This window comes from Caballeronia catudaia (assembly GCF_001544755.2).
Classification (GTDB): Bacteria; Pseudomonadota; Gammaproteobacteria; order Burkholderiales; family Burkholderiaceae; genus Caballeronia; species Caballeronia catudaia.
Map to the genome: position 1 here is coordinate 111,210 of NZ_FCOF02000004.1, position 22,468 is coordinate 133,677.

Consider the following 22,468-nt stretch of genomic DNA (forward strand, 5'->3'; position numbering starts at 1 on the left):
GAAGGCGTGCCGCGTCAGCCGCGCGCCTTTGCGATCGCCGCAAGATTGCCCTCGCCGAAACCGTGATGCCCACGGCGCTCGACGATCTCGAAGAACATGTCGCCGGGCTTGCGCTCGACGAAGGTTTGCAGGAAAAGCTGCGGGGTGCCGTCGGCGAGGATTTCGCCATCGACGAGAATGCCGCGCGTGCGCAGCGCGTTCGTGTCGAGTCCGTGACCGGGCAGACGCTCGTCGATCTCGTCGTAATAGCGCGGCGGCGGTTGCAGGAAGCGCACGCCGCGCGCCATCAGAGCATCGACGGAAGCGAAGATATCCGCCGATGCCAGCGCGATATGCTGCACGCCCTCGCCTTCGTGATCGGGCAGATACTGCTGCATCAGGTCCGTGCGATACGTGCCTTCCTCGTACACCGGAATGCGGATCGAGCCGCACGGCGACAGCGTGACGGCCGAATCCCGCGACACGTGCCAGTCCGGATGCACCTGATGAATCTCCGAGAAGTGCAGCACTTCGCGGTAGAAATCGAGCCATTCCTGAATGCGGCCCGCGCCGACCGTCTGCGTGAAGTGATCGACTTCGAGCAGGCCGGCGCCTTTCAGATCCGGGCTCGCTTCAGCGATCGGGCGAAAGTCGATGTCGTAGATCGACGCCTCGCCGCTGTTCTTGCCCGGCCAGTGATCGACGAAATAAATATGCGAATCGCCGATGCCCTGAATCGCCGGAATCGCCAGTTCGTTCGGGCCGATCTTCTCGCCCTCGAAATCCCACGCGCCATATTCGAGCGCGCGCTCATGGGCGGTCTGGGCATCGAGCACGCGAATGGCGATCGCGGCGATGCCGACGCCATGTGACTCGGCGAAGCGCGATGCGAACGAATCCGGCTCCGCGTTCAGGAGGAAATTCATGCTGCCCTGGCGAAACAGCGTCACCGCCTTGCTGACGTGCTCCGCGACCGGCACGAAACCGAGCGTTTCGAGCAGCGTCGCGAGCCCTTCGGGATCGGGACTGGAAAACTCGACGAACTCCAGCCCCGCGATGCCGAGCGGATTGTCGCCGACGTTCGGATCGGGCATCGCGCGGGCGGAGGAAGAGGAGTCGGGCTGGGTCATCGGCAATACCTCGAAAATGGTCGATCTGGTTCACGGACGCAAAACTATCACGACCTGCCGCATCCGTGCGACCCGGCGACTGCATCGGGTGCACCTAGAGTAGCGGCTGCGGGATTACCGTGTCAAAGCCAGGGCAGCCCGACGCGCCCCGGCAACGATCGACGCCATTTACGCGGCGAGGCGCTCCGCGCTCATCGACGGGCGCTTCGCCTGCGGCGGAAACACGTTCCAGGTGCCGTCGTCATGGCGGAAGAAAATGATCGCGAGCGGGCCGCCCGGATGCTGCGCCTCGATGCAGACATAGCGCGCGCCGGTGACATGCGAGCGGCACAGACGCACGACGCGTGCCGGATGCGCGGGCGTCGGGGCAAGCCATTTGTCGACGGCCCAGTGCAGCGAATTTTCGGTGGTTTGCATGATGGTCTCCTCGGAATCGGTCAGCTTCGGTCGGCTACGCTTCGGGTTCAGGCTGCGAGCGCTGCATTCATGCGGCGGCGGCGCTCGGCGGCGACATAGGCGCGGAAGAGGCCCGCGACGGCGCGAACCGCGGCGCTCGGGTGGACGAAGCAGGCCTGCACCTGACGGCTGCGGGCGCGGCCGTCGAGGCACCACGTGACGAAGTGCTCGCAGTTGTTGGTCAGCAGGTGATAGTTGTCTTCGCCGAGGCGGCTGCGCGCGCGGCGCACCGCTTCCATGCCGACGAACTTCGCGGCCGGATTCTGACGGATCGTGATTTCATGGCCGGCGGCGAACTGCCCGAGCGTGACTTCTTCCACCGGGCCGCGATGCAGCGACTTTGCGAAGCCGGCGTAGTGGATGACCATGCCGTTGCCCGCGTAGACGCCGTGGTGTTCGTAGCCCGAGCGGCGCGTAACGAGTTCGGTGCCGAGCGCCGGTTCATCGTCGATCGAGAAAGCGCAGACCGCTTGCTGTTCGATCAGTCCGGATTGTTGGTTGGTTGACATGGCTCGCTCCGATTTTTCTTTGCCCGGCGCCGGGTGTTTGTTTGGCGCCGGGTTGCCATGTCATTTGCATCTTCCTTGCCAGCTTCTTTAAGTTATTGAATTTACGAGGTTAAGCCCGATTTAACGGCGTGTCTTGGTGGCTTTATGTTTTTTCCGAACCAACAGATTTCGACGATGTTTGTTGGATGCAGAGCGTCAGAAACGGATGCGACGAAATCGCCCTGACCCGCCCGATCAAGCGTCCCGTCGATCGAAGCGTCGATGTGTTGGTTCGTCTTCAATGCGCCAACATCGCGTGTTGGCGGCGATCCGACTGTTACCTAGGTGATCCCGGCCAGGCGGGGATCGGATTCTGCCGCCACAACCCCGCCCCATCGGCCAAGGGGCGAAAAGGCCCGGAGGGACGTGGGCGTCGGCATGAGCCTTGCATTGAATGCGGGTGTCCTGCTCACAGGCCATCACGGAGAAAACGACATGTGCGCCCTCACCATCAGCGATCTTCAGTACGACCGCGAGCTGGATCACTCGGCGATGTCGGCCATCGGCGGCGGCGGCGGAGCGCCCTGGGTGTTCGGCTGGATCGTGCCGTTCGTCGAACAGTCGTCGGGCGGTGGCGGTGGTGCGGCGTCGGTGACGCTCGTTGATGTCACCAACAACATCTATCAGGTCACCAACAACATCACGAACAACAACATCACGGTCGGCCAGATGGTCAATCAGTTTCAGAGCGTCGCGGTCAGCAACACGGGCAACGGCGCAACGCTCACCGTCAATCCGAATTCGGTGGCGGGAAATCGCGCGGGCTGACGTGGTGGGCATCAAGATTCGTTTCAGGCGCGGGTTGGGTCACAATGAGCAGGACCGTCCGCCCAGCCCGCCCCCTGCCGCGTCACCCAGGATTCCGGAGGTTGCCGTGACCTTCAGCACCGAATTCCGATGGACTTCCGCCGCTCGCACCGACACCGGCTGCGTGCGGCACATCAACGAAGACGCGTTGCTCGATGCGCCCGAGCGCGGCCTGTGGGTCGTCGCGGACGGCATGGGCGGGCACGCGGTCGGCGATCTGGCGAGCCGGATGGTCGTCGAGAGCCTCGCGAAGGCGGCGGGCCCGGATGGCCTCGCGAGCGTTATCGCCGATGCCCGCGCGCGCCTGCTCGACGTCAACGAGCGCTTGCGGCTGGAAGCGGCGCGTCGTCAGGTATCGCGCATCGGCAGCACGGTGGTGCTGCTCGCGGCGCGCGACGGCGCGTGCGCTTATCTGTGGGCGGGCGACAGCCGCATCTATCTGTTCCGGCAGGGCCGGCTGATGCAGCTCACGCGCGATCACAGCCATGTCGAGGAATTGAAGGCGCGCGGGCAATTGACGGCCGAGGAAGCGCTGCATCATCCCGCGCAGCATCTGATCACGCGCGCAGTCGGCGCGCTCGACGTGCTCGAGCTCGATGAGCACACGCTCACGCTGAACGATGGCGATACGTTCCTGCTATGCAGCGACGGGTTGTCGAACGAAGTCAGCGAAGCGGAAATGGCGAGCGAGCTCGCGCCGGGCAATTGCGAAGCGGCGGCGCAACGGCTGCTGGAGATGGCGCTGGCGCGAGGCGGGCGCGACAACATTTCGGTCGTCGTCGCGCATGCGGAGGATTTGATGGCGAGCGATAAGACGCAGGTGAATCCGTCTATTTAGGGCCGTCTGGCGCACTTGGCGCCAGACTTCACCCCCCCGCCTCCCGATTCTTCTGCGCCGCCGCACGAAACTCCTTCGAATGCAGTCCATGCTTCTTCAAAAGCATCTGCAGATGCGACCGGTTCATCTCATACCGCCGCGCAAGCTCCGCGACCGTACCACCCGTCTCCTGCAATCCGCGTTCGAGAAACGCGCGCTCGGCCTCATCGCTCGCGACGCGTTTCGCTTCCGCCAGCGAACTCGCCGTCGCGATGCCGTTGCCGCTCGCGGCCGGCCCGCCCATCGCCAGCGACAGCGATGACTTCGGCCGGATATCCACCGGCAGATGATCGATATCGGCCATGTCTCCCGCAAGACACGCGAGCCGGTACACCACGTTCCTCAGTTCGCGGATATTCCCCGGATAGTCGTAGTTGCGCAGAAAATCCCGCAGCCTCGGCGATAGCTTCACCGGCCGCCGTTTCAACGTCGCCGCGGCTTCATCGCCGAAATAGGCAAGCAGGAGCGGAATCTCGTCGCGCCGTTCGCGCAACGCAGGCAGCGTCAGATGGATCACGCTCAGCCGATAGAACAGATCCTCGCGAAAGCGCCCTTCGTCGCAGAACTTGCGCAGGTTGCGGTTCGTCGCCGCGACGATGCGCGTATCCACCGCGATCGGCTCGTCCGAACCCACGCGCTGAATTTCGTGCGATTCGAGCACGCGCAAGAGTTTCACTTGCCCCGACAGCGGCAACTCGCCGATTTCATCGAGAAATATGGTCCCTGTATGCGCGCTTTCGAATTTGCCTTTGCGATCGTTGGTCGCGCCCGTGAACGCGCCCTTGCGATGCCCGAATAGTTCGGACTCCAGCAGGTTCTCCGGAATCGCGCCGCAATTCACCGAGATATATGGCTTGTCCGCGCGCGCGCCGTTCGCGTGAATGACCTTCGCCATCAGTTCCTTGCCGGTGCCGCTTTCTCCGTCGATCAACACGGGCAGGTCCGTCGGCGCGGCTTTTTCCGCGATTTCCAGCGCTTCCAGCAGCTTCGGGTTATCGCCGAACGTGCCTTCGAACACGAAGCTGCGTTCGATCAGCGCCTGACGCCGCGCGCCCGCCGACAACTCGCGCTTGGGCTCGGCAGCCGCCGCCTGCACGAAACGCTCCTTGTGCGATAACTGCATGACTTCATCGCGCAAGGTGCTCGCCTGCCGCAAGAGCTTTTCGATTTCGGGCCGCTCCAGCCGCGAGGTCCATCGAAGCGTCGAGCGCAAGATCTCGATCTTCTCGATGAGCCCCGCATATGAAATCGCCGATGCTGCGGGCGCGCTGGTGTCGCTTTCCGGCTGGTCGAGTATTTTCATGCTGCGCTCAGTTGCTTTTGCACGAGTTGGTAGTACATGCCCTTTCTCGCGACGAGTTCGTCGTGCTTGCCCTGCTCGACGATGCCGCCTTCGTACAGCACGAGAATCTTGTCGGCGCGCATGATCGTCGAAAGCCTGTGCGCGATGATGACCGCCGTGCGTCCTTTCAAGATCTCCTGCATGTTGCCGAGGATATTGCTTTCCGATTGTGTATCGAGCGCGGACGTGGCTTCGTCGAACACGAGCAGACGCGGATCGTGATACAGCGCCCGCGCGATACATAGCCGCTGAATCTGCCCGCCCGACAATCCCACGCCGCGCTCACCCACCACCTGCTCATAACCGAGCGGCATCTTCGCGATGAATCCGTGCGCGTCGGCCATTTTCGCCACTTCTTCTATGCGCCGCCTGTCGGGCGCTTCATCGCCGCTCGCGATGTTATCGGCGATCGTTCCCGAGAACAGCAGATTGCTCTGCATCACATAGCCGATCTGCGCGCGAAAGAAACCCTTGTCGACGACGTTGATGTCATAACCATCGACGGTCATCCTGCCTTCGCTCGGCGCATAGAACCCGACGAGAAGTTTCGCGAGCGTCGTCTTGCCCGAACCGCTGCGCCCGACGATCGCGATCAGCTCGCCCGGCTTGATATCGAAGCTGATGTTCTCCAGCACATACGGCGCGTCGCCTTCGCCATAACGGAAGTACACGCCGTTGAAGCTGATATCGCCTTGCAGGTCGGGCAGCATCACGCGCTGCTGCATGTCCTGCGGCTTCTGTTCCGGCTCGATGTCGAGCACGTCGCCGAGCCGCTCCATCGCAACGCCCGCATCGTTCAGCAGGCTCCACAGGTTGATGAGACCCATCAACGGCGCGAGCACGCTGCCCATGTAAGCGTTGAACGCGATCAGCTGCCCGATGGTGAGCTCGCGCGCGAGCACGAGATTCGCGCCGACCCACAAGATGCCGATGGTCGTCGCCGCATTGAGCAACTGGCTGCACAAGCCCACCGCGATATTGAAGCGCTGCGACCTGTATTGCACTTCGAGCGATTTCGCGTACTTCTTCTCCCACTTCAGGCGCACCGCGCGCTCGATGCCCATGCCTTTCACCGTCTCGACGCCGCCGAGCGCTTCCATCAGATACGAACGCGCGTCCGTTCCCGCGTTGAAAGTTTCGCGCGCGTTGTGCTTGATGCGCGGCGTCGCGAGCACGGTGAGCGCCATCATCGGAATCACGAATGCGATGAGCAACAACGTGAGCTTCACGTTGTAGAGGAACATGATCGTGAAGTAGATGAAGATCATCAGCAGGTTCAGCACGGTCGAGACCGTCGACTCCGTGAGGAACGCGCGGATCGTGTGGTTCTCCTGAAAGCGCGCGAACACGTCGCCGGTCTTGCGCTTCGCGAAGAACCCGAACGGCAGCGAGAACGTGTGCTTGAAGAACTGAGACATCATCGCGAAGTCCATGTTCCGGACCATGAAGTTCGCGAGATACGCGCGTATCGTCGTCATCAGTTGCGTGAAGAGACTCGAGATGATGAGGCCCGCGATCAGCACATGCAGCAGGCTGATGTTCTGATGCACGATCACGCCATCGAGAATGTTCTGGATGATGAGCGGCGGAATCACGCCCAGCACCTGAATGACGAAGGTCGCGAGAAAAAGATGCAGCAGGATCTTCTTGTACGGCTTCAGATAGCCGACGAAGCGCAGCCACGGCGAGCGCGACACGGCTTGCTGCGTGAGATCCTGTCCCGGCGTGAAGAGCAGGCACGTCCCGCTCCAGCCGCGCTCGAATTCGCCGACGGTCATCTTCCTGAAGCCGATCGCGGGGTCCGCGACCCAGACGTTCTCGCTCGAGATACCGTAGATGATGATGTAGTGGTAGCCCTCCCAATGCGCGACGAACGGCATCTCGAAGCCGCGCAGCGATTCGAACGTGCATTGCACGCCGCGCGTCGTGAAGCCGAGCGATTCGCCCGCGCGTGCGAGCGAATCGAGCGTCGCGCCCGAGGTCGTGACGTTGGCGAGCTCGCGCAGCTTGCCGAGCGTCATGTTGATGCCGTAGTGGCGGCAGATCATCGCGAGACAGGCCGCGCCGCAATCCATCTCTTCCGCCTGCTCCACCCAAGCGAAGCGCTTGATCACGCGCTCGCCCAGCTCAGGTCTCGTGTGCAGATCGAGCATCGCGGGCAGCTTGCGCCGCTCGGCGATCTTCTTTTGCCGCGTCAGTTCACGCTCGGTGAAACGGATGCGCTCTTCGAGCACTTCGCGCAGCTTGACATTGCGCTCGATGATGAAGTGCACCGTCTTCTCGGGAATCACTAGCAGGCGCGTATCGGTGCTCGCAATGGCCGACGCCATCTGCTCCTGACGCATCACGCAGGCCTTTTCGCCGAATATCTCGCCGGGACCGAGCGTCGCGAGCACATGCTTTTCGCCGCCCTCCTCGCGCACGATGCGCACTTCGCCCTGACGCACGACATAAAGGCGCCGGTCGTCGCGCGAGTCCTGCTTGAGAATCTCCTTGCCTTCACCGACACGCTTCACGCCGACGCTGCGCACGCATTCTTCGAGCTCGGCCTTGTCGAGTTTGCCGCGCAGATCGAAGAGCTTGGCGACGAAGCCGCCCGCCGAATTGATCGCGACATAGCTCGTGACGAACGCGAGCGCGGCGGGATTCGTCGCGATGACCGGCTCGATCGTGCTGCGCGGAATATAAAGCAGCTCCGTCTTGCCCGAGGAACGCACCGACGACTCATGGCGGTAGTCGCGCAGCATCGCGATATCCGCGAATGTCTCGCGCTCCTTCTTCACCCCCATGCTGATTTCCTTGCCGTGCTCCTCGGTGAAGATGCGCACGGAGCCCGCCTTCACGATGAACAGCCCCGCGGCGGCATCGCCCGCGTTGCACACGGTTTCGCCGAAGCCGAAGCGCCGCGACTCGGTGTGCGCCGCGAGATGCTCGATTTCCTCGCGCGTGAACGGCGAGAGAATCTCGACCGACGAAAGAAAGTCGGCGGGCGAATCAAGGCTCGATGGAGCGTCCATGTTCTATCGCGTTTCCCGTGAAGTCAGCGTGCCTCGATGACATGCTCCTGCGCGCGCGCCATCATCCATTCCTCACGCAGCAGGCGGCGGATTTCCGCGGACACGTCTTCGTCGAGCCGCGCGGGATACTTCGCCGTCACCGCGAAGATTTCATACGAGGTTCCGTCCGCCGATATGAACGGCCCGAGCAGATCGCCGGCTTCCGCGTTGAACACCTTTGCTTCGACTTCCGGCTTCATCTGCCCGCGCATCACGCGGCCGATCACGCCGCCTGCGTCGCGCGTATCGGCGAGTGAGTGCTCGCGCGCCATGTCGGCGAAGCTGTCCGGATCGTCGTTGAGATACGAGATCATCTCTTTGGCGCTGCCTTCGGTATCGAGCAGGATGTGACTCACTTCGATGCTGTCGAACTTCGGCGAATTGAGCTGGAAATACTCTTCGATCTCGCGCTGCGTGCCGACCTTGTCGAGCATCTTCTCGTGATAGAGCGTGTCGGTGATGAAGGCTTCGAATTCGTCGAGGCTCACATGAAGCGCATCGAGATAATTGTTCATGTCCGCCGCGCGATGCAGCCCGCGAATGCGGCGGAACTGATCGGCGCGGTTCTGGACTTCATCGTCGCTCACGGCGACGCCGGATTTTTTCGCCGCGCGCACCGTGAGCTTGTCGCGCACGAGCTGCTCGATGAGACCGTCGAACTGCCCGTTCAACTTCAGTAACCTGATGAATTCGCCGACATCGACCACTTCATCGTCGATACGCACAATCGCCGTCATGTCGTTCTCCGTTTGGTTTCAGGTTGAATTGCGCATCATGTTCGTGTCCGGGCGAGCGCGTAACCCTCCATCCCTATCCCTTCGTTCATCCCGCCACATTGCGGAACGGATCGAGCCCGAGATCAATCAGGCGCCGCTCGCGCACGACGATTTCGGCGGTCGCCGTCATGCCGTAACGCAGCGGATACTTCGTGTCCGCCACCTGATAGAAATCGCGATCGAGCGTCACGCGTCCTTCATAGACCGGCTGCTTGGTCGTCGGGCTCGGCTTGGTCGCCGGCGATATGAATGCGAGCGTGCCGTCGATGACGCCATAGCGCTGATAAGGAAACGCGTTGAACTTGAGCTTCACGCGCTGGCCTTCGCGCAGGAACGCGCGGTCGTGCTCGGCGATCTCGATCTTCAGCACGGGCTTCGCATTCGCCGGCGCGATACCGCCGAGCGGCGTGTTCGCCTGAATCTTGTCGCCGGGCTGCGTCGATGTCACGTCCGTGATGACGCCCGACACCGGCGCGAGAATCAGCAGGAAATTGTCCTTGTCGATGTTCTCGAACTTGATGCGGGCGGCGGCATCCGCGACGAGGCGCGCCGTCTGGAGCTGCAAGCGCAGCTTGTCCTCGGTGCTCGCGACTTCGCGCATCGCGGCTTCGTATTGCAGGCGCAGACTCGTCGCTTCCTGACCGCTCGTTTCGAGCTGGCGCTTGGCCTGCGTGAAATCGTGACTCAGACGAAAGTCCAGTTCCGCGAGCCGCGATTGCTCGATGCGATACGCGCCGTCGGCTTCGAGATACGCGTTGCGTTTCTGATCGACCTGCGCTTCCGCAATGCCGCCGCCGCCCGGCAGCGCGAGCAGGCGCTGAAAGCGGTCGAGCTCGACCTTCGCGGCGTCGCGCGCGCGGCGGGCGTTCTCCAGCGTGCTGCGCGCTTCCTGCAACTGCGCCTTCTGGCCTTCCGCGAGCTTGCTCGTGCCTTCGGACACGCGCTGCTGATGCTGATGCTCCTCCACATCCATCTGATCCTTGAGCGCGGCGATCCTGCGTTCCATCAGGAGCTTTTTCTCGGGGAACTGCTTCCACTCGCGCTCGGCGTCGTCGAGCTTCAATTGCGCTTCGAGCGCATTGGTCGCCGCCTCGATCGCACCGCGCGCGTTCAGCCGCGCGACGACATCGTCCTTGCGCACGGGCTGCCCTTCGGCGATGAAAAGATCCGCGAGCTCGCCGTCGATCGGCGCATAGAAGCGGCGCACGTCCGATTCGGGCGCAAGCGTGCCTTGCGCGTTGACCATCACGTCCGCGTGACCGACGAACGACCACACGAGCGCCGACGCGACGAGCGCGACCATCGCGAAGACGAGCCCCTGCGTGATCCGGGCCGGCTCGGCCGCAAGAATTGCGATGCCTTCGGCGCCGTGCTCCCCGAGCGCCTCCGACAGCGGCTTAAGGTGTGCGTCTCGCTTCACTGTTCGCGCCTCCGCCGATCAGACTCAGCTTCGTGTTGAGAAGCCCCGGTTCGAGCACCATGCGCAGGTCCTGCAGCGAACGCCGCTGCAAGTCCGCTTCGGTGTCGATCTCACTGGCGAGCGCGGACCACTTCGCCGTCGCGCTGTCCGCCTTCACCTGCCTGAAAATGCGCATGCCGCGCGTGGCCGCGTCCTGCGCATCCGTCAGAAGCCGCGCCTGCGTCCTGAACGTATCCGACACGCCCGATTCGAGCCGCTGCGATCCGCCGATGCCCCCGTTCGTCCGATACTGCTGCCACAGCGTTTGCGCCTGTGCCATCAGCATTTGCGCGCGGCCGATCGCCTTGTCTTTCAGCGATGCGACCTCGGGCGCGACCGCCTTCGCATAGAACGAATCGGCGTCGAGATCGAGCGTCTCATAGAACGACAGCACCGCGTCTTCATAGCCTTTGGAGCCGCGCGCCTTCTGCAAGTCGGCGAACTGGGCGGCCACGGACTTCTTGTGCGCGAGCTCCTTTTGCACCATCGGCGACCACGTTCCTTGCGGCAGCTTTTGCAGCGCGTCGATCGCCTGCGCGCTCTGGCCGCGATTCCACGCATCGGACACGGTCGTGTATTGCGCGAGCACGTCGGGCGGCGGCAACGGGCCGGCGCTCATCTGCCTGAATTTTTCCTGGAACGGCGGCGTCGAAAACTTGGCCTTGGCCGCCGCTGCCGCAACCGGTGCGAGGCTCGCACCGATGAGACCGCGACGCAGGTCCGTGTAGGCGGCGAGATCGGCGCGCACGCGATCGAGACCCGCGAGGCGCGGGTATTTGTCCGCGTATTCCTTCAGCGTCGCGTTGATCGCATCGGCATCGTCCTGGCCGAGACTTTTGACGATGCTCGCATTGAGCCTGTCGATGGCCGCGAGATACACGGAGTCGTCGCTTTGCAGCTTGCGCAGATGGCTCAACGCGAGCGCATACGGATCGCGAAACTCGGGCACGTAGCCCGCGATGCGGTCGAGATCGCGTTGATGCCCCGACGCATCCGCTTCCCAGTGCTTCAGGATCGCGCCGATGCGTGGCTCGTCGGCGTACATGCGGATCGGCGCATCGGCGCCGCCGCGGCTCATCACGAAGCTTTCCAGCTTGCCGATCCATTCGAGCTCGTCGACGAGCGAGTGCACGTCCGCGTTGTTCGCGGCGAGCGTTCGCATCTGCGCGATGATCGCGTTCGCGTTCGCGAAATCGCCCGTCTTCAACGCGGCGAGCCAGCGCGGCACGTTCGACTTGAGCACGGCTTCGGTGTTCATCGCCGCGAACTGCGCGTCTTTCGGGTGCGTCTTCAGATAATCGTTCGTGACCACCGCCGCTTCGCCGAACTCGCCGTCCGCCATCAGCGATTTCGCCTGACGTTCGGGCGAGCCGCTATAGAAGAGCGCCGCGCCGCCCGCGACGAACACGGCCAGCACGCACGCGACGATGATGCGCGTGCGCCGCGCCGCATGCGGATCGTCGCTTGCGAGGGCACGGCGCAATTCGCCGACGAAAAGCGAGAACTTGCTGCGCTTCGCCTGGCGCGTGTCCTGACGTTTCTCTTCGGCAGGCGCCGGCTGCGCTTCTTCGTTGACTTCGTCCTCGCGCGCGGCGGCCTGATCGACGCAAAAGATATCGAGGAACGAATGCGCCGAGCCGACGAAGGTGGTCTTGTCGCTGTCGAAGTCATCGTGATGAGACTGCGCCGCGGCCGCTTGCGCGACCATTTCGGTGAGCGTCGATTCGCCTTCGTCGCCGTGCAACTGCACCTTGTACGCGAAGTGCGTGCCGCCGAACGCGAGCGTGTCGCCGTTCTTCAGTTCGACCGCCGACGCGCCGAGCCGCTCGCCGTTCACGAACGTGCCGTTGGTGCTGCCGAGATCCTCGACGAACGGCGCGCCGCCCTTGATGAACACATGCGCGTGCCGGCGCGACACGTAATTCACCTGATGCGGATACTGCGCGCGATAGCGCGCGAACGTGTCATCGGTCTTGCTGACGAGAAACGGAAACTGCGCGAGCTCGATCGGCTGCAGGCCGACGTCGTCGCGTTGCGGCGCGAGCGTGATGCCGATCGGCTTCGGCGCATCGAGACGACGCGTGCGTGGCGCGAACTGCGCGCGATACGACAGCCGGCTGCCGAACGAAATAATGTCGCCGCTGCGTATGCGCGCGGGCGTTTCGCGCACGGGCGTGCCGTTCACGGCGGTGCCGTTCTTGCTGCCGAGATCGGCGATATAAACGAAACCATGCTCGATGAAAATGCGCGCGTGGCGGCGCGAAAGCTGCGCGACGGCTTCGGGCGGGCTCGTATCGAACGGCGCTTCCGCACGGCCGATCGCGAACAGATTTTCGTCGATGCGGATTTCCGTGAGCTTGTCCGCCAGCTCGCGGGCAAGCTCCGGATGCGGTGCGGGCTTCAGAATGACGTCGAACGCCTCGCCCACGCTCGGCTGTTGTTCCGCTACGGAAGAGCCTTGAGCCATGTCCATGTCACAAGGTACGTCCAGCCGCTGCCGCGCACGCGCCAGAGGATCGCCCGGCAAGCTCGGGCGCATGGACAGGTTGGACCGCGCCGTCATCGATGTCATTGGGAACCGGCGGCTGTTGAGAGTTTAAGTCACGCATCGTCGTAGTCAATCGTGCTGCACTGGCGCATCACGCCATAGAACAGCGATTTGAAACGATCGTTAGTCCTTCATATCATTGCGGCCCGGCTATTCATGGAACGCTTCACTTCAATCCATCCTTGCTCGCGCTCTGCACATCGACGGTCGGCCAGCCGCCGCCGAGCGCTTTATATAGCGTCACGGTGTCGGACAGAATCTGCTGATGATTCGCGAGCAGCGCGAGTTGCGCGGCGAGCAGCGTGCGCTCCGTCTCGAACACCTGAAGCTGCGAGATCACGCCCTCTTTCAGCTGCGCGTCGATTTGCGCGGCCACCACGCTCAGCTGATCCACTTCCTGCTGCAACTCGACGCGCTGTTTCATGTGCGAATCGAGATTGACGAGCGCGTTCTCCACTTCCTCGAACGCATTCATCACCGTGCTGCGATATTGCTGTTCCGCGACCCCGGTCTGCGCTTCGGTCGTCTTCACATGTGCGCGCACGGACGGATCGAGAATCGGGATATTGATGCTCGGCACGAAGCTCAGCGTGAACATCTTCAGCAGATCGGTCAGTTGAAAACTCGCGGAGCCGGCGCGTCCGGTCAGGTTGATGGTCGGCAGTTGCGCGAGCTTCGCCTGGCCGACGAGGTCATACGCTTCGAGCACGCGATACTCGGCCGCGATCAGATCGGGGCGGCGCGCGAGCAGTTGCGACGGTAGGCCGCTCGGCACGGGCGGCGGCTGAACGCGCTTTTGCAGCTTGCCGTCGGGCATCTTGAATTCGCCGGCGGGCACGCCGATCAGCGTCGAAAGCGCATTGTTCGCGAGATCGCGCGAACGGCGCAGTTCGAGCAGTTCGCGCGTGAGGCGATTGAGCTCCGCGCGCTGCGTGAGCACCTGCGTCTTTGGCACGAGGCCGTTCTTCTGCATGCCCTCGAAGATCGTGAGGATCTGCTGGTTCGTCGCGATGGTCTGCTTCTGCTGCTGGATCTGATCGTCGAACTGAAGAATCTGGAAGTAGGTCGTCGAGACGAGCGCGACGAGTTCGAGATAGCCCGCGCGCCAGTCGGCCTCGGTCGCGCGGAATTCGGCCTTCTGCGCCTGCACGCCTTTCTCGACCGTGCCCCAGATGTCGATGTCCCAACTGACCTGCGTCGCCAGGTTGTATTGCTTCGAGAACTTCTGGCCGGTCGTCTTTTCGAAGCTCGCGCCCGCGCCGAGATCCATCGACGGCAACGCGCCCGCGCGTGCTTCGCCGATCTGCGCGCCCGCCACCTGGATGCGCGCCGCCAGCACCTTGATATCGAAGTTACTCGCGATGGCCTTCTCCACCAGCGAGTCGAGATATGGGTCCTGGAACTGCTTCCACCAGTCGGGCTGGATGGTGTCGGAGGCGGCGACCTTGGGCGCGTCGATCTTCGTGAAGGCGGTTTTCTCGGGCGTGTCCGGGCGCTGATATGTCGGCACTTTCACGTCGATGCAGCCGGCGAGCAGCGCGGCAGCGGCCAACGCCGGCAATACGGTCAACTTTCGCCCGATGGCGACGCGCAACGATGGCAACAAGGCTTGCACGATCTCGCTCCCGGTGAACGCGCACCGACGGTCGGATTATGTTGGGTGAGAAGCGCGGCGCCGGCCGTTCGGTTCATCAAGTAGATCACACGGCGCGCCGGGACTCCATACGGGTTAAGTCACGTGGCGCGCGCGTGCTCTGTGGCACGTCGCGCGTTTTCGTGACGCGGTTCGATGCGATGCCCCTGCTGCGCTCGAACCGCGACGCCCCGGATGCGGGCGGTGTTTTAGCGAAGCTCCCCGTGCCCCGCTTTTACTGCTGACTGCATGGATGCTTTACTGCATCGACTTATGATTCATTCCTCGCAACGATCGCCTTATGCGAGATTGCCCGCATTGCCGAAGTTGACGTTGGCGATGTTCTTCGCGTTCTGCGTCGGCGCGACGTTCGACTGCGACTTGAGCGCATCCGCGAACGCGATGTTGCTGCCGACCGAGTTCGTTGTCGTCTGCGTCTGGTTGATGAACTGCTGCGGGCTGAACGGCATCGAGAGCGTGGTTCCGTCCATCGAGATGAAGCCGGGGAACAGCACTGCATAGCCGCCGCGCACCGCCGACATCGCACGGCTGTCGAGCTCTTCGGTAACGGGAAGGTCCTTGATGGTCAGCGTCTTCATTTCGGGGGCTCCTGGCGCGCATCGCGCATTCGGTGGTGGCTTCGGACAGCTTGTCTGCTTGCGACCGTTAAACGCATGAGACGTGCCAATCGCGATTCAAATGTCGTCGATTGCTGTGTCTGGCTTGATGCGTAAGGCTTTCGTCGCTTCACGCGCTGATGTGTCGATAACCTCGCTTGATGCTGTCGAACCAACACTTCGCATTTCGCCTGTCTGTTTCAAAACGACATCGATAAAAACCAAAAAAGCAAACGCTTCCCGCCGCGCTGAAACACGCGGAACGAAACGCGATGAGAGATCGGAAAAGGCGCCGCTGAGAACACGCGCGCGCGGCGCCCGGATTTACTTGACGTAGATCGTGATCTTCCTGGAATAGACCGGCGGGTTATGCGGTATGTGCTTGTCATCGCCCATCAGAAGCTGAATGGTGTGTTTGCCCGGCGGCAATTCGAGCATCGTTTCGGTTTCGCCGGCGCCGTAGTGCAGATGATTGCGATCCGATGGAATCTCCTGATCCATCGGCGGCAGATCCACGTCGATCAACAGATGGTGATGCCCCGTGTTGGGAAACTTCACGCCGCGTGGGGCGACACCCATGAAGCGCAGCCCGAACCACACCTTGAACGGCTTGCCCGCGGGCACGGTCTGACCGTCGTTCGGATAGCCGATGTACGCATACGCGTTGGCGGGCGCGGGCGTCGTACCGGCGAGCGCGCAAGGCGCGGCGAGCGCCGTCGCCAGCGCGGCGGCGACGAGGAGCGAACGCGAGAGCGCGAGCGCGTCAGCGGATCGATTCTTCATGTCGTATGCCCTCGGCAAATGCGCGGGTTATGGCGGCGAAGCACGTCGTGCGGCACGGCTCGCGGCTCATTTGACGGTGATCGTGATCTTCTTCGAGTAGACCGGCGGATCGTGCGGCACGTGGTTGTAGTCGCCCAACAGTAATTGCAGCGTGTGCTTGCCCGGCGGCAGTTCGAGGCGCGCATCGGTTTCACCCGCGCCGTAATGCAGATGGTTGCGATCCGATGGTATTTCCTGATCGAGCGGCGGCAGGTCCGTATCGACGAGGAGATGGTGATGCCCCACGTTCGGCAGATCGACGCCCTTCGGACACACGCCCATGTTGCGCAAGCCCATGCGCACCCAGAGCTTGCCGCCGGAGATGAAGGCGCCGTCGTACGGCCAGATGAGGTACGCCTCGGCGTTCGGCGGCGCGGGCGTACGCGTGCGCGCGGCGGAAAACGTCGAATCGGCGGCCAGCGCGGCCAGGGAAGCCAGCGCGCCAAGCACGGTTCTTCTCATCATGTTATGCACGCCCTCTCGTTGAAAGGCCTCGCGGACGGGCCCGGGAATCGATCCTTGCGCACGCGAACGCTCGTGCTCGGCGCCGCGATGCAAACAGCGTGATGCATCGTCTTCGGCTTTTAGATTAGGACGTAACGTTTAAAAAAACTACGTACACACGATGATCTCTCGACCCTCATGACGAATACCTCTTTTAAGAGGATTAAGCGCTGCGTGAGTGCGTGCTATCGTTGTCGATGCTGTTGTTGGTTGCTGCTCATCGAGGGCGCGGACCTCGCCCCGAAGCCTCGGCATACATGCGCGAATGCGATGCTATGCCCTCCACTCAAAGCCGGACAGACAGGGTGTGAATATGTGGCGAACCATTCTTATCGCGGGCGTGTTCGTGATGGTCGGCGGTGTGCTTGCGCCAGCGAGCGCTACGCCCGTCACCGTTTCGCCCGCTCCATCGTCTCAGCGTCTGGCCCTCGTGATCGGCAATGCGGACTATGCGGATCGCCCGCTCGCGAGCGCATCGCGCGATGCCGACGACATGAGCGCCGCGCTCCTGTCGCTGGGCTTCCAGGTCACGCGCCGCACGAATCTCGATGAAGCCGCGATGCGCCATGCGCTCGATGACTTCGCCGCGCGCCTCGGCCCGAACGATACGAGCCTCGTCTATTTCGCCGGTCACGGATTGCAGGCGGGCGGCGATGCGCTGCTCCTGCCGCTCGACGCGCGCGAGCGCCGGCCCGTTACGCTCGTGCGCAATGCGGTTTCGGCGAAGGCCATCGTCGAGCGCATGACGCGCGCGCGGCCGGGCGCGGCGAATATCGTCGTGCTGGACATGTGTCTCGACGATCCGTTCGAAAAAACGCCGGCGCGAATCTGGAACCTGCCGCCGCGCACGCTCGTCGCTTATGCGGCCGCACCGGGCGATGCAGCAGCCGAAGACGGGCGCAACGGACGTTACACGGCGGCGCTCCTGCGCGCGCTCGATGCGCCGCGCTCCGTGACATCGGCGACGTTCGCGGCTGCGGCGTCGGATGTCGCGCAGCAGTCGCGTGGCGCGCAACGGCCGTGGGTCGCATCGACGCTCGATGCACGCTTTGCCATCGCCGATGCGCCGGCGAGCGTGCGTATCGCGCAGGCGGACGCGAACGCCATCGATCCCGCCGAATCCGCCAACGCGGTCCGCATGCGCGGCATCCTGCCGAAAGACAGCAGCGAGCAGTACGAACTGACGTTCTGGGATTCGATCAAGGACAGCACCTATCCGGGCGACTACGAGGCGTATCTGAAGTCCTATCCGAACGGACGTTTCGCGGCGCTCGCGAAGGCGCGCATCGAGCGGCTCAAGGCGTCGGGCACGGCGAGCGCAAAGCCCGCGACACCCGCTGCACCGCCGGCGGCGACAGCCACGCCCGCCGCACCCGCGCCCAAGCCCGCGCCGTCCACGCCATCCACGGCCGCCGCGCCGGAAAAACCGCGTGCGACCACACCGGCCGCACCCGCGGCCGCGGCGCCGGCAGCGCCCGCCGCCAACGCAAAACCCGCCGCGAAAACGGCGAGCGGCGGCGAAATCAAGGATTGCCCGGCGTGCCCCGTGCTGATCCCGCTTTCGCCCGGCAGTTTCACGATGGGCAGCAACAACGACGATCCCGCCGAGAAGCCGCCGCATCGCGTATCGATCGGGCATCCCTTCGCGATCGGCAAGTACGAGGTGACCGTCGAGCAATGGAACGCATGCGCCGATGCGGGCGCGTGCACGCGCATCGCGGCAGACGGCGACGGTGCGACGCCCGCGCCCAACAATGCGCCGATGCGCAACGTGAGCTGGGACGACGCGCAGGTCTACGTCAAATGGCTGAGCAAGGTCGGCGGCAAGGCGTATCGGCTGCCGACTGAAGCCGAATGGGAATACGCGGCGCGCGGCGGCACGCAATCCACTTACTGGTGGGGCGACCAGATGAAAAAAGGCAACGCCGACTGCAAGGACTGTGGCGATCCGTACAAGCCCGAAGCGCCGACGCCGGTCGGATCGTTCGCGGCGAATCCGTATGGCCTCTACGACGTGAACGGCAGCGTCTGGGAATGGGTCGCCGACTGCTGGCACAGTTCGTACAAGAACGCGCCCGCCGATGGCCGCGCCTGGGACGATCCGTCGTGCTCCGTGCGCGTGATTCGCGGCGGCTCGTGGCGGGAAGGCGCGACCTACATGCAGTCCGCGACGCGCTTCAAATACAGCTCGAGCGTGCGGCAATCGCAGAACGGTTTCCGGGTCGCGCGGGATATGGAGTGAACGTCATGGGGAGTGAACGTCATAGGGAGTGAGCTTCATCCCCCTGTCGCCCTGACAATGATCTGCGCCTGCGTGTCGCGCTCGATTTTCCTGAGCACGGGCAACGCCGCCTGAAAATCGCCGGGCGTGCAGACCTGCCGGCCGAAGCGCGCATCGAGCGTGCGCGAGATCTGGATCACGTTGGTCGACGGATCGAAGACATAGCGCGAGCGGTAACGGAAGAAACCGCTCGTCAGGTCCACATCGTCGGGCACTTCGGTCACGCGCATCGCTTTGGGCAGCGTGATCTGCGACACCTCGTCGAACGTCCCGCCGATGCACAGATACGGCTGCGTGCGTGCGCGCTCGGCGAGCCAGCCGCGCGTCGTCGTCGCGATGCCGCCCGACAGGCTGGAGAGCGCGGGCAGCGCCGTCGTGCCGGTCGGCCAGACGATGTCGTCGAGCGTGCCGCGCAGCGTCGTCGCGAAGGGGCCGCCGGTCGCATCGACATCGCTCGTCGTCAGCGCGCCCGCGCCGCGCAGATTCGTGAAGCGCAGCCGGTCCGCCGCGATCTGATCGCGCCGTTGCGTGTTCGCCGCGCGCAGGCTCATGCGCTCGATCTCCGCGCTCCATCCCGCATCCTCGACCCAGTACGCGAAGCTCGCCTCGCCCTGCGGCGCGACTTCGATCTGCAACCGCGCCGTGCGCGCGAGCGCCTGCGTCGCGGGCGTGCGGGACAGCGCGCCCGTGCCGACGAGCAGCGTGGGCCGGTCCATATCCGCGAGCGGCAGAAAGCCGAACTCGACGCTCGACGCCGTGCTGTCCGCATACAGGTTCAGATCCGGCAGCCACGTGATGACGTGATTGATCGCGCCCGATCCGTAACCCGGCACCGAAGGCAACGTATAGACGGCGCCCAGCCCGATCAGCGCGGGCTCGTTGCGGATGCTCACCGCATCGAGCAGCGCGCCGTAGAGCGCGACGTGATCCTTGCAATCTCCGTAGCGGTTCGCGAGCACGTCCGTCACGCGATGCGGCACGGCCGGACTCTGACCGATGAACATCGCGACATAGCGGATATTGCGGCGCACCCAGTCATAGAGCGTTTTGGCTTTCGCGCGATCGTCCGCGTCGTTTTGCGTGAGCGATTCCGCGAGCGCGCGAACGGCGGGATTGCTCGCGGACGGATCGACGGCGGCATCGCGGTAGCTCTGCGCAAAGCGCGCGTAATCGGGAAAGGTCGAGACCATCAGGCGATCGCCGTACTGCGCATAGCCGACCGAGCCGCCTTCGATGCGCGCGATCCGTTCGCGCCGGTAAGCGTACGCATAGCGCGTGCGCCCATTTTCCGTGACCGGCGGCTCGGCGACGTAGCCGCGCGCATCGGCGTAGAGCGGCTTGTCGGCGGGCAGGTCGAAGACGAGCCGCTGCTGCAGGACGGGCCGCTGCCCCGGATCGACGTAATAGTTGAACTGCCCGGGAATCACCGCCGCCGCCTGGCTCTTGCGAAAGCGCAGATGCACCGTCGAGCCGATGCCCACCGCCGGAAAAATCACCGCGCGCAGTTTCGCGTCCTGAAACGTCGGCGCGCCCGCCGAGCGTGGCTCCTGAATGTCGCGGATCTGCTCCGGCGTGACGTCGTGGCGCGCGCCGCTCGCATCGACGGAATATGCCTCGACGATCTCCACTTCCGACACGCTCTTGTCGTACCAGACATAGCGCTGCGCGATCTCATCGACGCCCGCCGAGGTGTTCGCCCGTAAAACGGTCGTGTCGTCTTCGCTGAGCGAGCCATCGGCCGCGACGACGAACGCGTGCTCATCGCTGACGATGGCCGACGGATCGTCGTCCGGCGCGGCCATGACGCCAGTCCACACGCAAAGTCCGAAGAAAACAGCGAGGCAGCGAACCATGTCGAGCGTCATGGGCAGAGGCGCGAGGGAAAGTCCATCGTACACGTCGCGAAATGACGCACGCGACAATTTGTATCATGTTGCGATACAATTTCGCGTTTTCGCACGCTTGCTCTCGCGTCATCGACCGGCCGGCCAGTGTGTATTCCACTGACTTTTCCCCGGACCGCTGAAAAAGTGTCGCGACACGCATTGCTTCGCTGGCTGCATGGCTTTCTTCCCGCTCCCGTCACGCTGCGCTGGACCGAGCGCCTGCGCGCGGGCTTGGGCGCCTTGATCGGCATTGCGCTGACGGGCGGCATCGCGCATCTCGTGATCGGCGACGTGGCCGCGATTCCCTATCTGATCGCGCCTATGGGCGCCTCCGCCGTGCTGCTCTTCGCCGTGCCCGCTAGCCCGCTGGCGCAGCCGTGGTCGATCATCGGCGGGAACATCGTGTCGGCGACGGTCGGCGTGACCTGCGCGATGCTCGTCCACGATCCCGTCGATGCCGCCGCGCTCGCCGCCTGTCTCGCCATCTGCGCGATGTTCGCGCTGCGCTGCGTTCACCCGCCTTCGGGCGCGGTCGCGCTGACAGCGGTGCTCGGCGGGCCGTCGGTGCACGCGCTCGGCTACGGCTTCGTGCTCGCGCCGGTGGCGATCCAGTCGGCGGCGCTGCTGTCGTCGGCGATCGTGTTTCACGCGCTGACCGGACACCGCTATCCGCACGGCCACGCCCTGCCTAAGCCCGCGAGCGCGCCGCAGGATGCGGCGTCGTTCACGCGCGCCGATCTGGAAACCGTGCTCGCCCGCCGCAGCGAAATGCTCGACGTCGATCCGGACGATCTCGAAACGCTCCTGCGCGAAACGCAGTTGCAGGCCTATGCGCGCCGCTTCACGGAGTTCACATGCGCGGACATCATGTCGCGCGCGATCGTCTCGGTGAGCCCGGATACGAGCGCGCAGGCGGCGCTCGCGCTCATCGAGAAGCATCACGTGAAGGCGCTCCCGGTGATCGATGCGACGCGCCGCGTGCGCGGCATCGTCACGCGCGCCGATCTCGCGCCCGTGCGTCGCGACGGCGTCGCGCAAGGCATGAAGCATGCGATAGAAAAGCTGATGCGAGGTCCGTCGACGACGCCGCCGCTCGTCGCCGCGCTGATGACGACCGATGTCTGCACGGTGAAGACGGGTACGCCGATCGCCGAGCTCGTGCCGATGTTCGCCCAGTTCGGGCACCACCATATTCCGGTGCTCGGGCAGCACGATCAGCTCGCGGGCATGATCACCGAGACCGACCTGATTTCGGGCCTCTATCGACAATCGTTCGCGGGCGAGCGCAGAAGCGCGCGAGCCACGTCGGGAAGCCGAAATCCATGAACGAGTCACGCAACCTCAGCAAGCCGGACTTCGAGCAACTGTCCGAATTCCGCTATCAGATGCGGCGCTTCGAGCGCTTCTCCGAGCGCGCCGCGCAGGACGAGGGCATCACGCGGCTGCAATACCTGATGCTCTTGCACATCAAGGGCTATCCGGGCCGCGACTGGGCCACCGTCGGCGAGCTCGCCGAGCGCATGCAGTCCCATCATCACGGCGTCGTGGCGCTGGTGACGCGCTGCGAGGCGGCCGGGCTCGTGCGCCGCGCGCCGGGCGTCGAGGATCGCCGTCAGGTGCGCGTGCATCTCGAAGCGCGCGGCGAAGCGGTACTCGAACGACTCGCCGCGCTGCATCGCGCGGAACTGAAGTCGCTCGAAGGCGCGTTTCGCGTGCCGCGAATCGATCTTTGAATACCCGGGAGCAC

General features: G+C 64.0%; 18 protein-coding genes. 5 read left to right on the forward strand and 13 right to left on the reverse strand.

From position 1 onward, the window contains the following. Positions 1–14: 14 nt before the first annotated feature. From AWB75_RS05960 to AWB75_RS05970, 3 genes are all read right to left on the reverse strand, one after another. Positions 15–1,109, reverse strand: coding sequence for a 4-hydroxyphenylpyruvate dioxygenase family protein (locus AWB75_RS05960; protein ID WP_061123157.1), 1,095 nt, complete (start codon positions 1,107–1,109; stop codon positions 15–17). A 168-nt stretch (positions 1,110–1,277) separates the two neighbouring features. Continuing rightward, complete coding sequence (locus AWB75_RS05965) at positions 1,278–1,526, reverse strand: hypothetical protein (RefSeq protein ID WP_014250790.1); 249 nt, start codon at positions 1,524–1,526, stop codon at positions 1,278–1,280. Between the two features lie 47 nt (positions 1,527–1,573). Continuing rightward, positions 1,574–2,074 (reverse strand): lecithin retinol acyltransferase family protein, encoded by a 501-nt coding sequence (locus AWB75_RS05970; RefSeq protein WP_061123158.1) that lies wholly within the window; start codon positions 2,072–2,074, stop codon positions 1,574–1,576. Between the two features lie 474 nt (positions 2,075–2,548). Here AWB75_RS05970 and AWB75_RS05975 point away from each other — a divergent pair, with 474 nt between their 5' ends. Together AWB75_RS05975 and AWB75_RS05980 are read left to right on the forward strand one after the other, a co-directional pair. Further along, positions 2,549–2,881, forward strand: a complete 333-nt coding sequence (locus tag AWB75_RS05975; RefSeq protein WP_061123316.1) for a hypothetical protein — start codon at positions 2,549–2,551, stop codon at positions 2,879–2,881. A 106-nt stretch (positions 2,882–2,987) separates the two neighbouring features. Next, a complete protein-coding gene (locus tag AWB75_RS05980; RefSeq protein ID WP_061123159.1) occupies positions 2,988–3,758 on the forward strand; it encodes a PP2C family protein-serine/threonine phosphatase in 771 nt (256 codons plus the stop codon). A gap of 28 nt (positions 3,759–3,786) precedes the next feature. Here the strand turns inward: AWB75_RS05980 and AWB75_RS05985 are convergent, their stop codons facing one another. The 9 genes from AWB75_RS05985 to AWB75_RS06025 form a co-directional block, all read right to left on the reverse strand. Then, complete coding sequence (locus tag AWB75_RS05985) at positions 3,787–5,100, reverse strand: sigma-54 interaction domain-containing protein (RefSeq protein ID WP_061123160.1); 1,314 nt, start codon at positions 5,098–5,100, stop codon at positions 3,787–3,789. After that, positions 5,097–8,156, reverse strand: coding sequence for a peptidase domain-containing ABC transporter (locus AWB75_RS05990; protein ID WP_061123161.1), 3,060 nt, complete (start codon positions 8,154–8,156; stop codon positions 5,097–5,099). The genes AWB75_RS05985 and AWB75_RS05990 overlap by 4 nt, the downstream gene beginning before the upstream one ends. A 23-nt stretch (positions 8,157–8,179) precedes the next feature. Beyond that, complete coding sequence (locus AWB75_RS05995; RefSeq protein WP_061123162.1) at positions 8,180–8,932, reverse strand: peptidylprolyl isomerase; 753 nt, start codon at positions 8,930–8,932, stop codon at positions 8,180–8,182. 85 nt (positions 8,933–9,017) lie between these two features. After that, positions 9,018–10,391: an HlyD family efflux transporter periplasmic adaptor subunit gene (locus AWB75_RS06000; RefSeq protein ID WP_061123163.1), complete on the reverse strand. Its 1,374-nt coding sequence runs from the start codon at positions 10,389–10,391 to the stop codon at positions 9,018–9,020. After that, positions 10,369–12,897, reverse strand: a complete 2,529-nt coding sequence (locus AWB75_RS06005; protein ID WP_061123317.1) for an FHA domain-containing protein — start codon at positions 12,895–12,897, stop codon at positions 10,369–10,371. Before AWB75_RS06005 ends, AWB75_RS06000 begins: the two co-directional genes overlap by 23 nt. Positions 12,898–13,144: 247 nt before the next feature. Next, positions 13,145–14,593 carry an efflux transporter outer membrane subunit gene (locus AWB75_RS06010; protein WP_061123164.1) on the reverse strand — a complete coding sequence of 483 codons (1,449 nt, stop codon included), beginning with the start codon at positions 14,591–14,593 and terminating at the stop codon, positions 13,145–13,147. A 317-nt stretch (positions 14,594–14,910) separates the two neighbouring features. Further along, positions 14,911–15,210, reverse strand: coding sequence for a hypothetical protein (locus tag AWB75_RS06015; RefSeq protein ID WP_061123165.1), 300 nt, complete (start codon positions 15,208–15,210; stop codon positions 14,911–14,913). Between the two features lie 342 nt (positions 15,211–15,552). Continuing rightward, a complete protein-coding gene (locus AWB75_RS06020) occupies positions 15,553–16,011 on the reverse strand; it encodes a DUF4399 domain-containing protein (RefSeq protein WP_061123166.1) in 459 nt (152 codons plus the stop codon). A gap of 66 nt (positions 16,012–16,077) precedes the next feature. Next, complete coding sequence (locus AWB75_RS06025; protein ID WP_061123318.1) at positions 16,078–16,515, reverse strand: DUF4399 domain-containing protein; 438 nt, start codon at positions 16,513–16,515, stop codon at positions 16,078–16,080. A gap of 352 nt (positions 16,516–16,867) precedes the next feature. Between AWB75_RS06025 and AWB75_RS06030 the strand changes: the two genes are divergently transcribed. Continuing rightward, positions 16,868–18,796, forward strand: coding sequence for an SUMF1/EgtB/PvdO family nonheme iron enzyme (locus AWB75_RS06030; protein WP_087086494.1), 1,929 nt, complete (start codon positions 16,868–16,870; stop codon positions 18,794–18,796). 35 nt (positions 18,797–18,831) lie between these two features. Here AWB75_RS06030 and AWB75_RS06035 read toward each other — a convergent pair whose 3' ends face one another. Further along, positions 18,832–20,688: a DUF3857 domain-containing transglutaminase family protein gene (locus tag AWB75_RS06035; RefSeq protein ID WP_061123319.1), complete on the reverse strand. Its 1,857-nt coding sequence runs from the start codon at positions 20,686–20,688 to the stop codon at positions 18,832–18,834. Between the two features lie 177 nt (positions 20,689–20,865). Here AWB75_RS06035 and AWB75_RS06040 point away from each other — a divergent pair, with 177 nt between their 5' ends. Together AWB75_RS06040 and AWB75_RS06045 are read left to right on the forward strand one after the other, a co-directional pair. Then, entirely contained in the window at positions 20,866–22,047 is a 1,182-nt protein-coding gene (locus tag AWB75_RS06040) for an HPP family protein (protein ID WP_061123168.1), read from the forward strand. Next, positions 22,044–22,454, forward strand: a complete 411-nt coding sequence (locus AWB75_RS06045; RefSeq protein WP_061123169.1) for a MarR family winged helix-turn-helix transcriptional regulator — start codon at positions 22,044–22,046, stop codon at positions 22,452–22,454. Before AWB75_RS06040 ends, AWB75_RS06045 begins: the two co-directional genes overlap by 4 nt. The last annotated feature ends 14 nt before the right edge of the window (positions 22,455–22,468 follow it).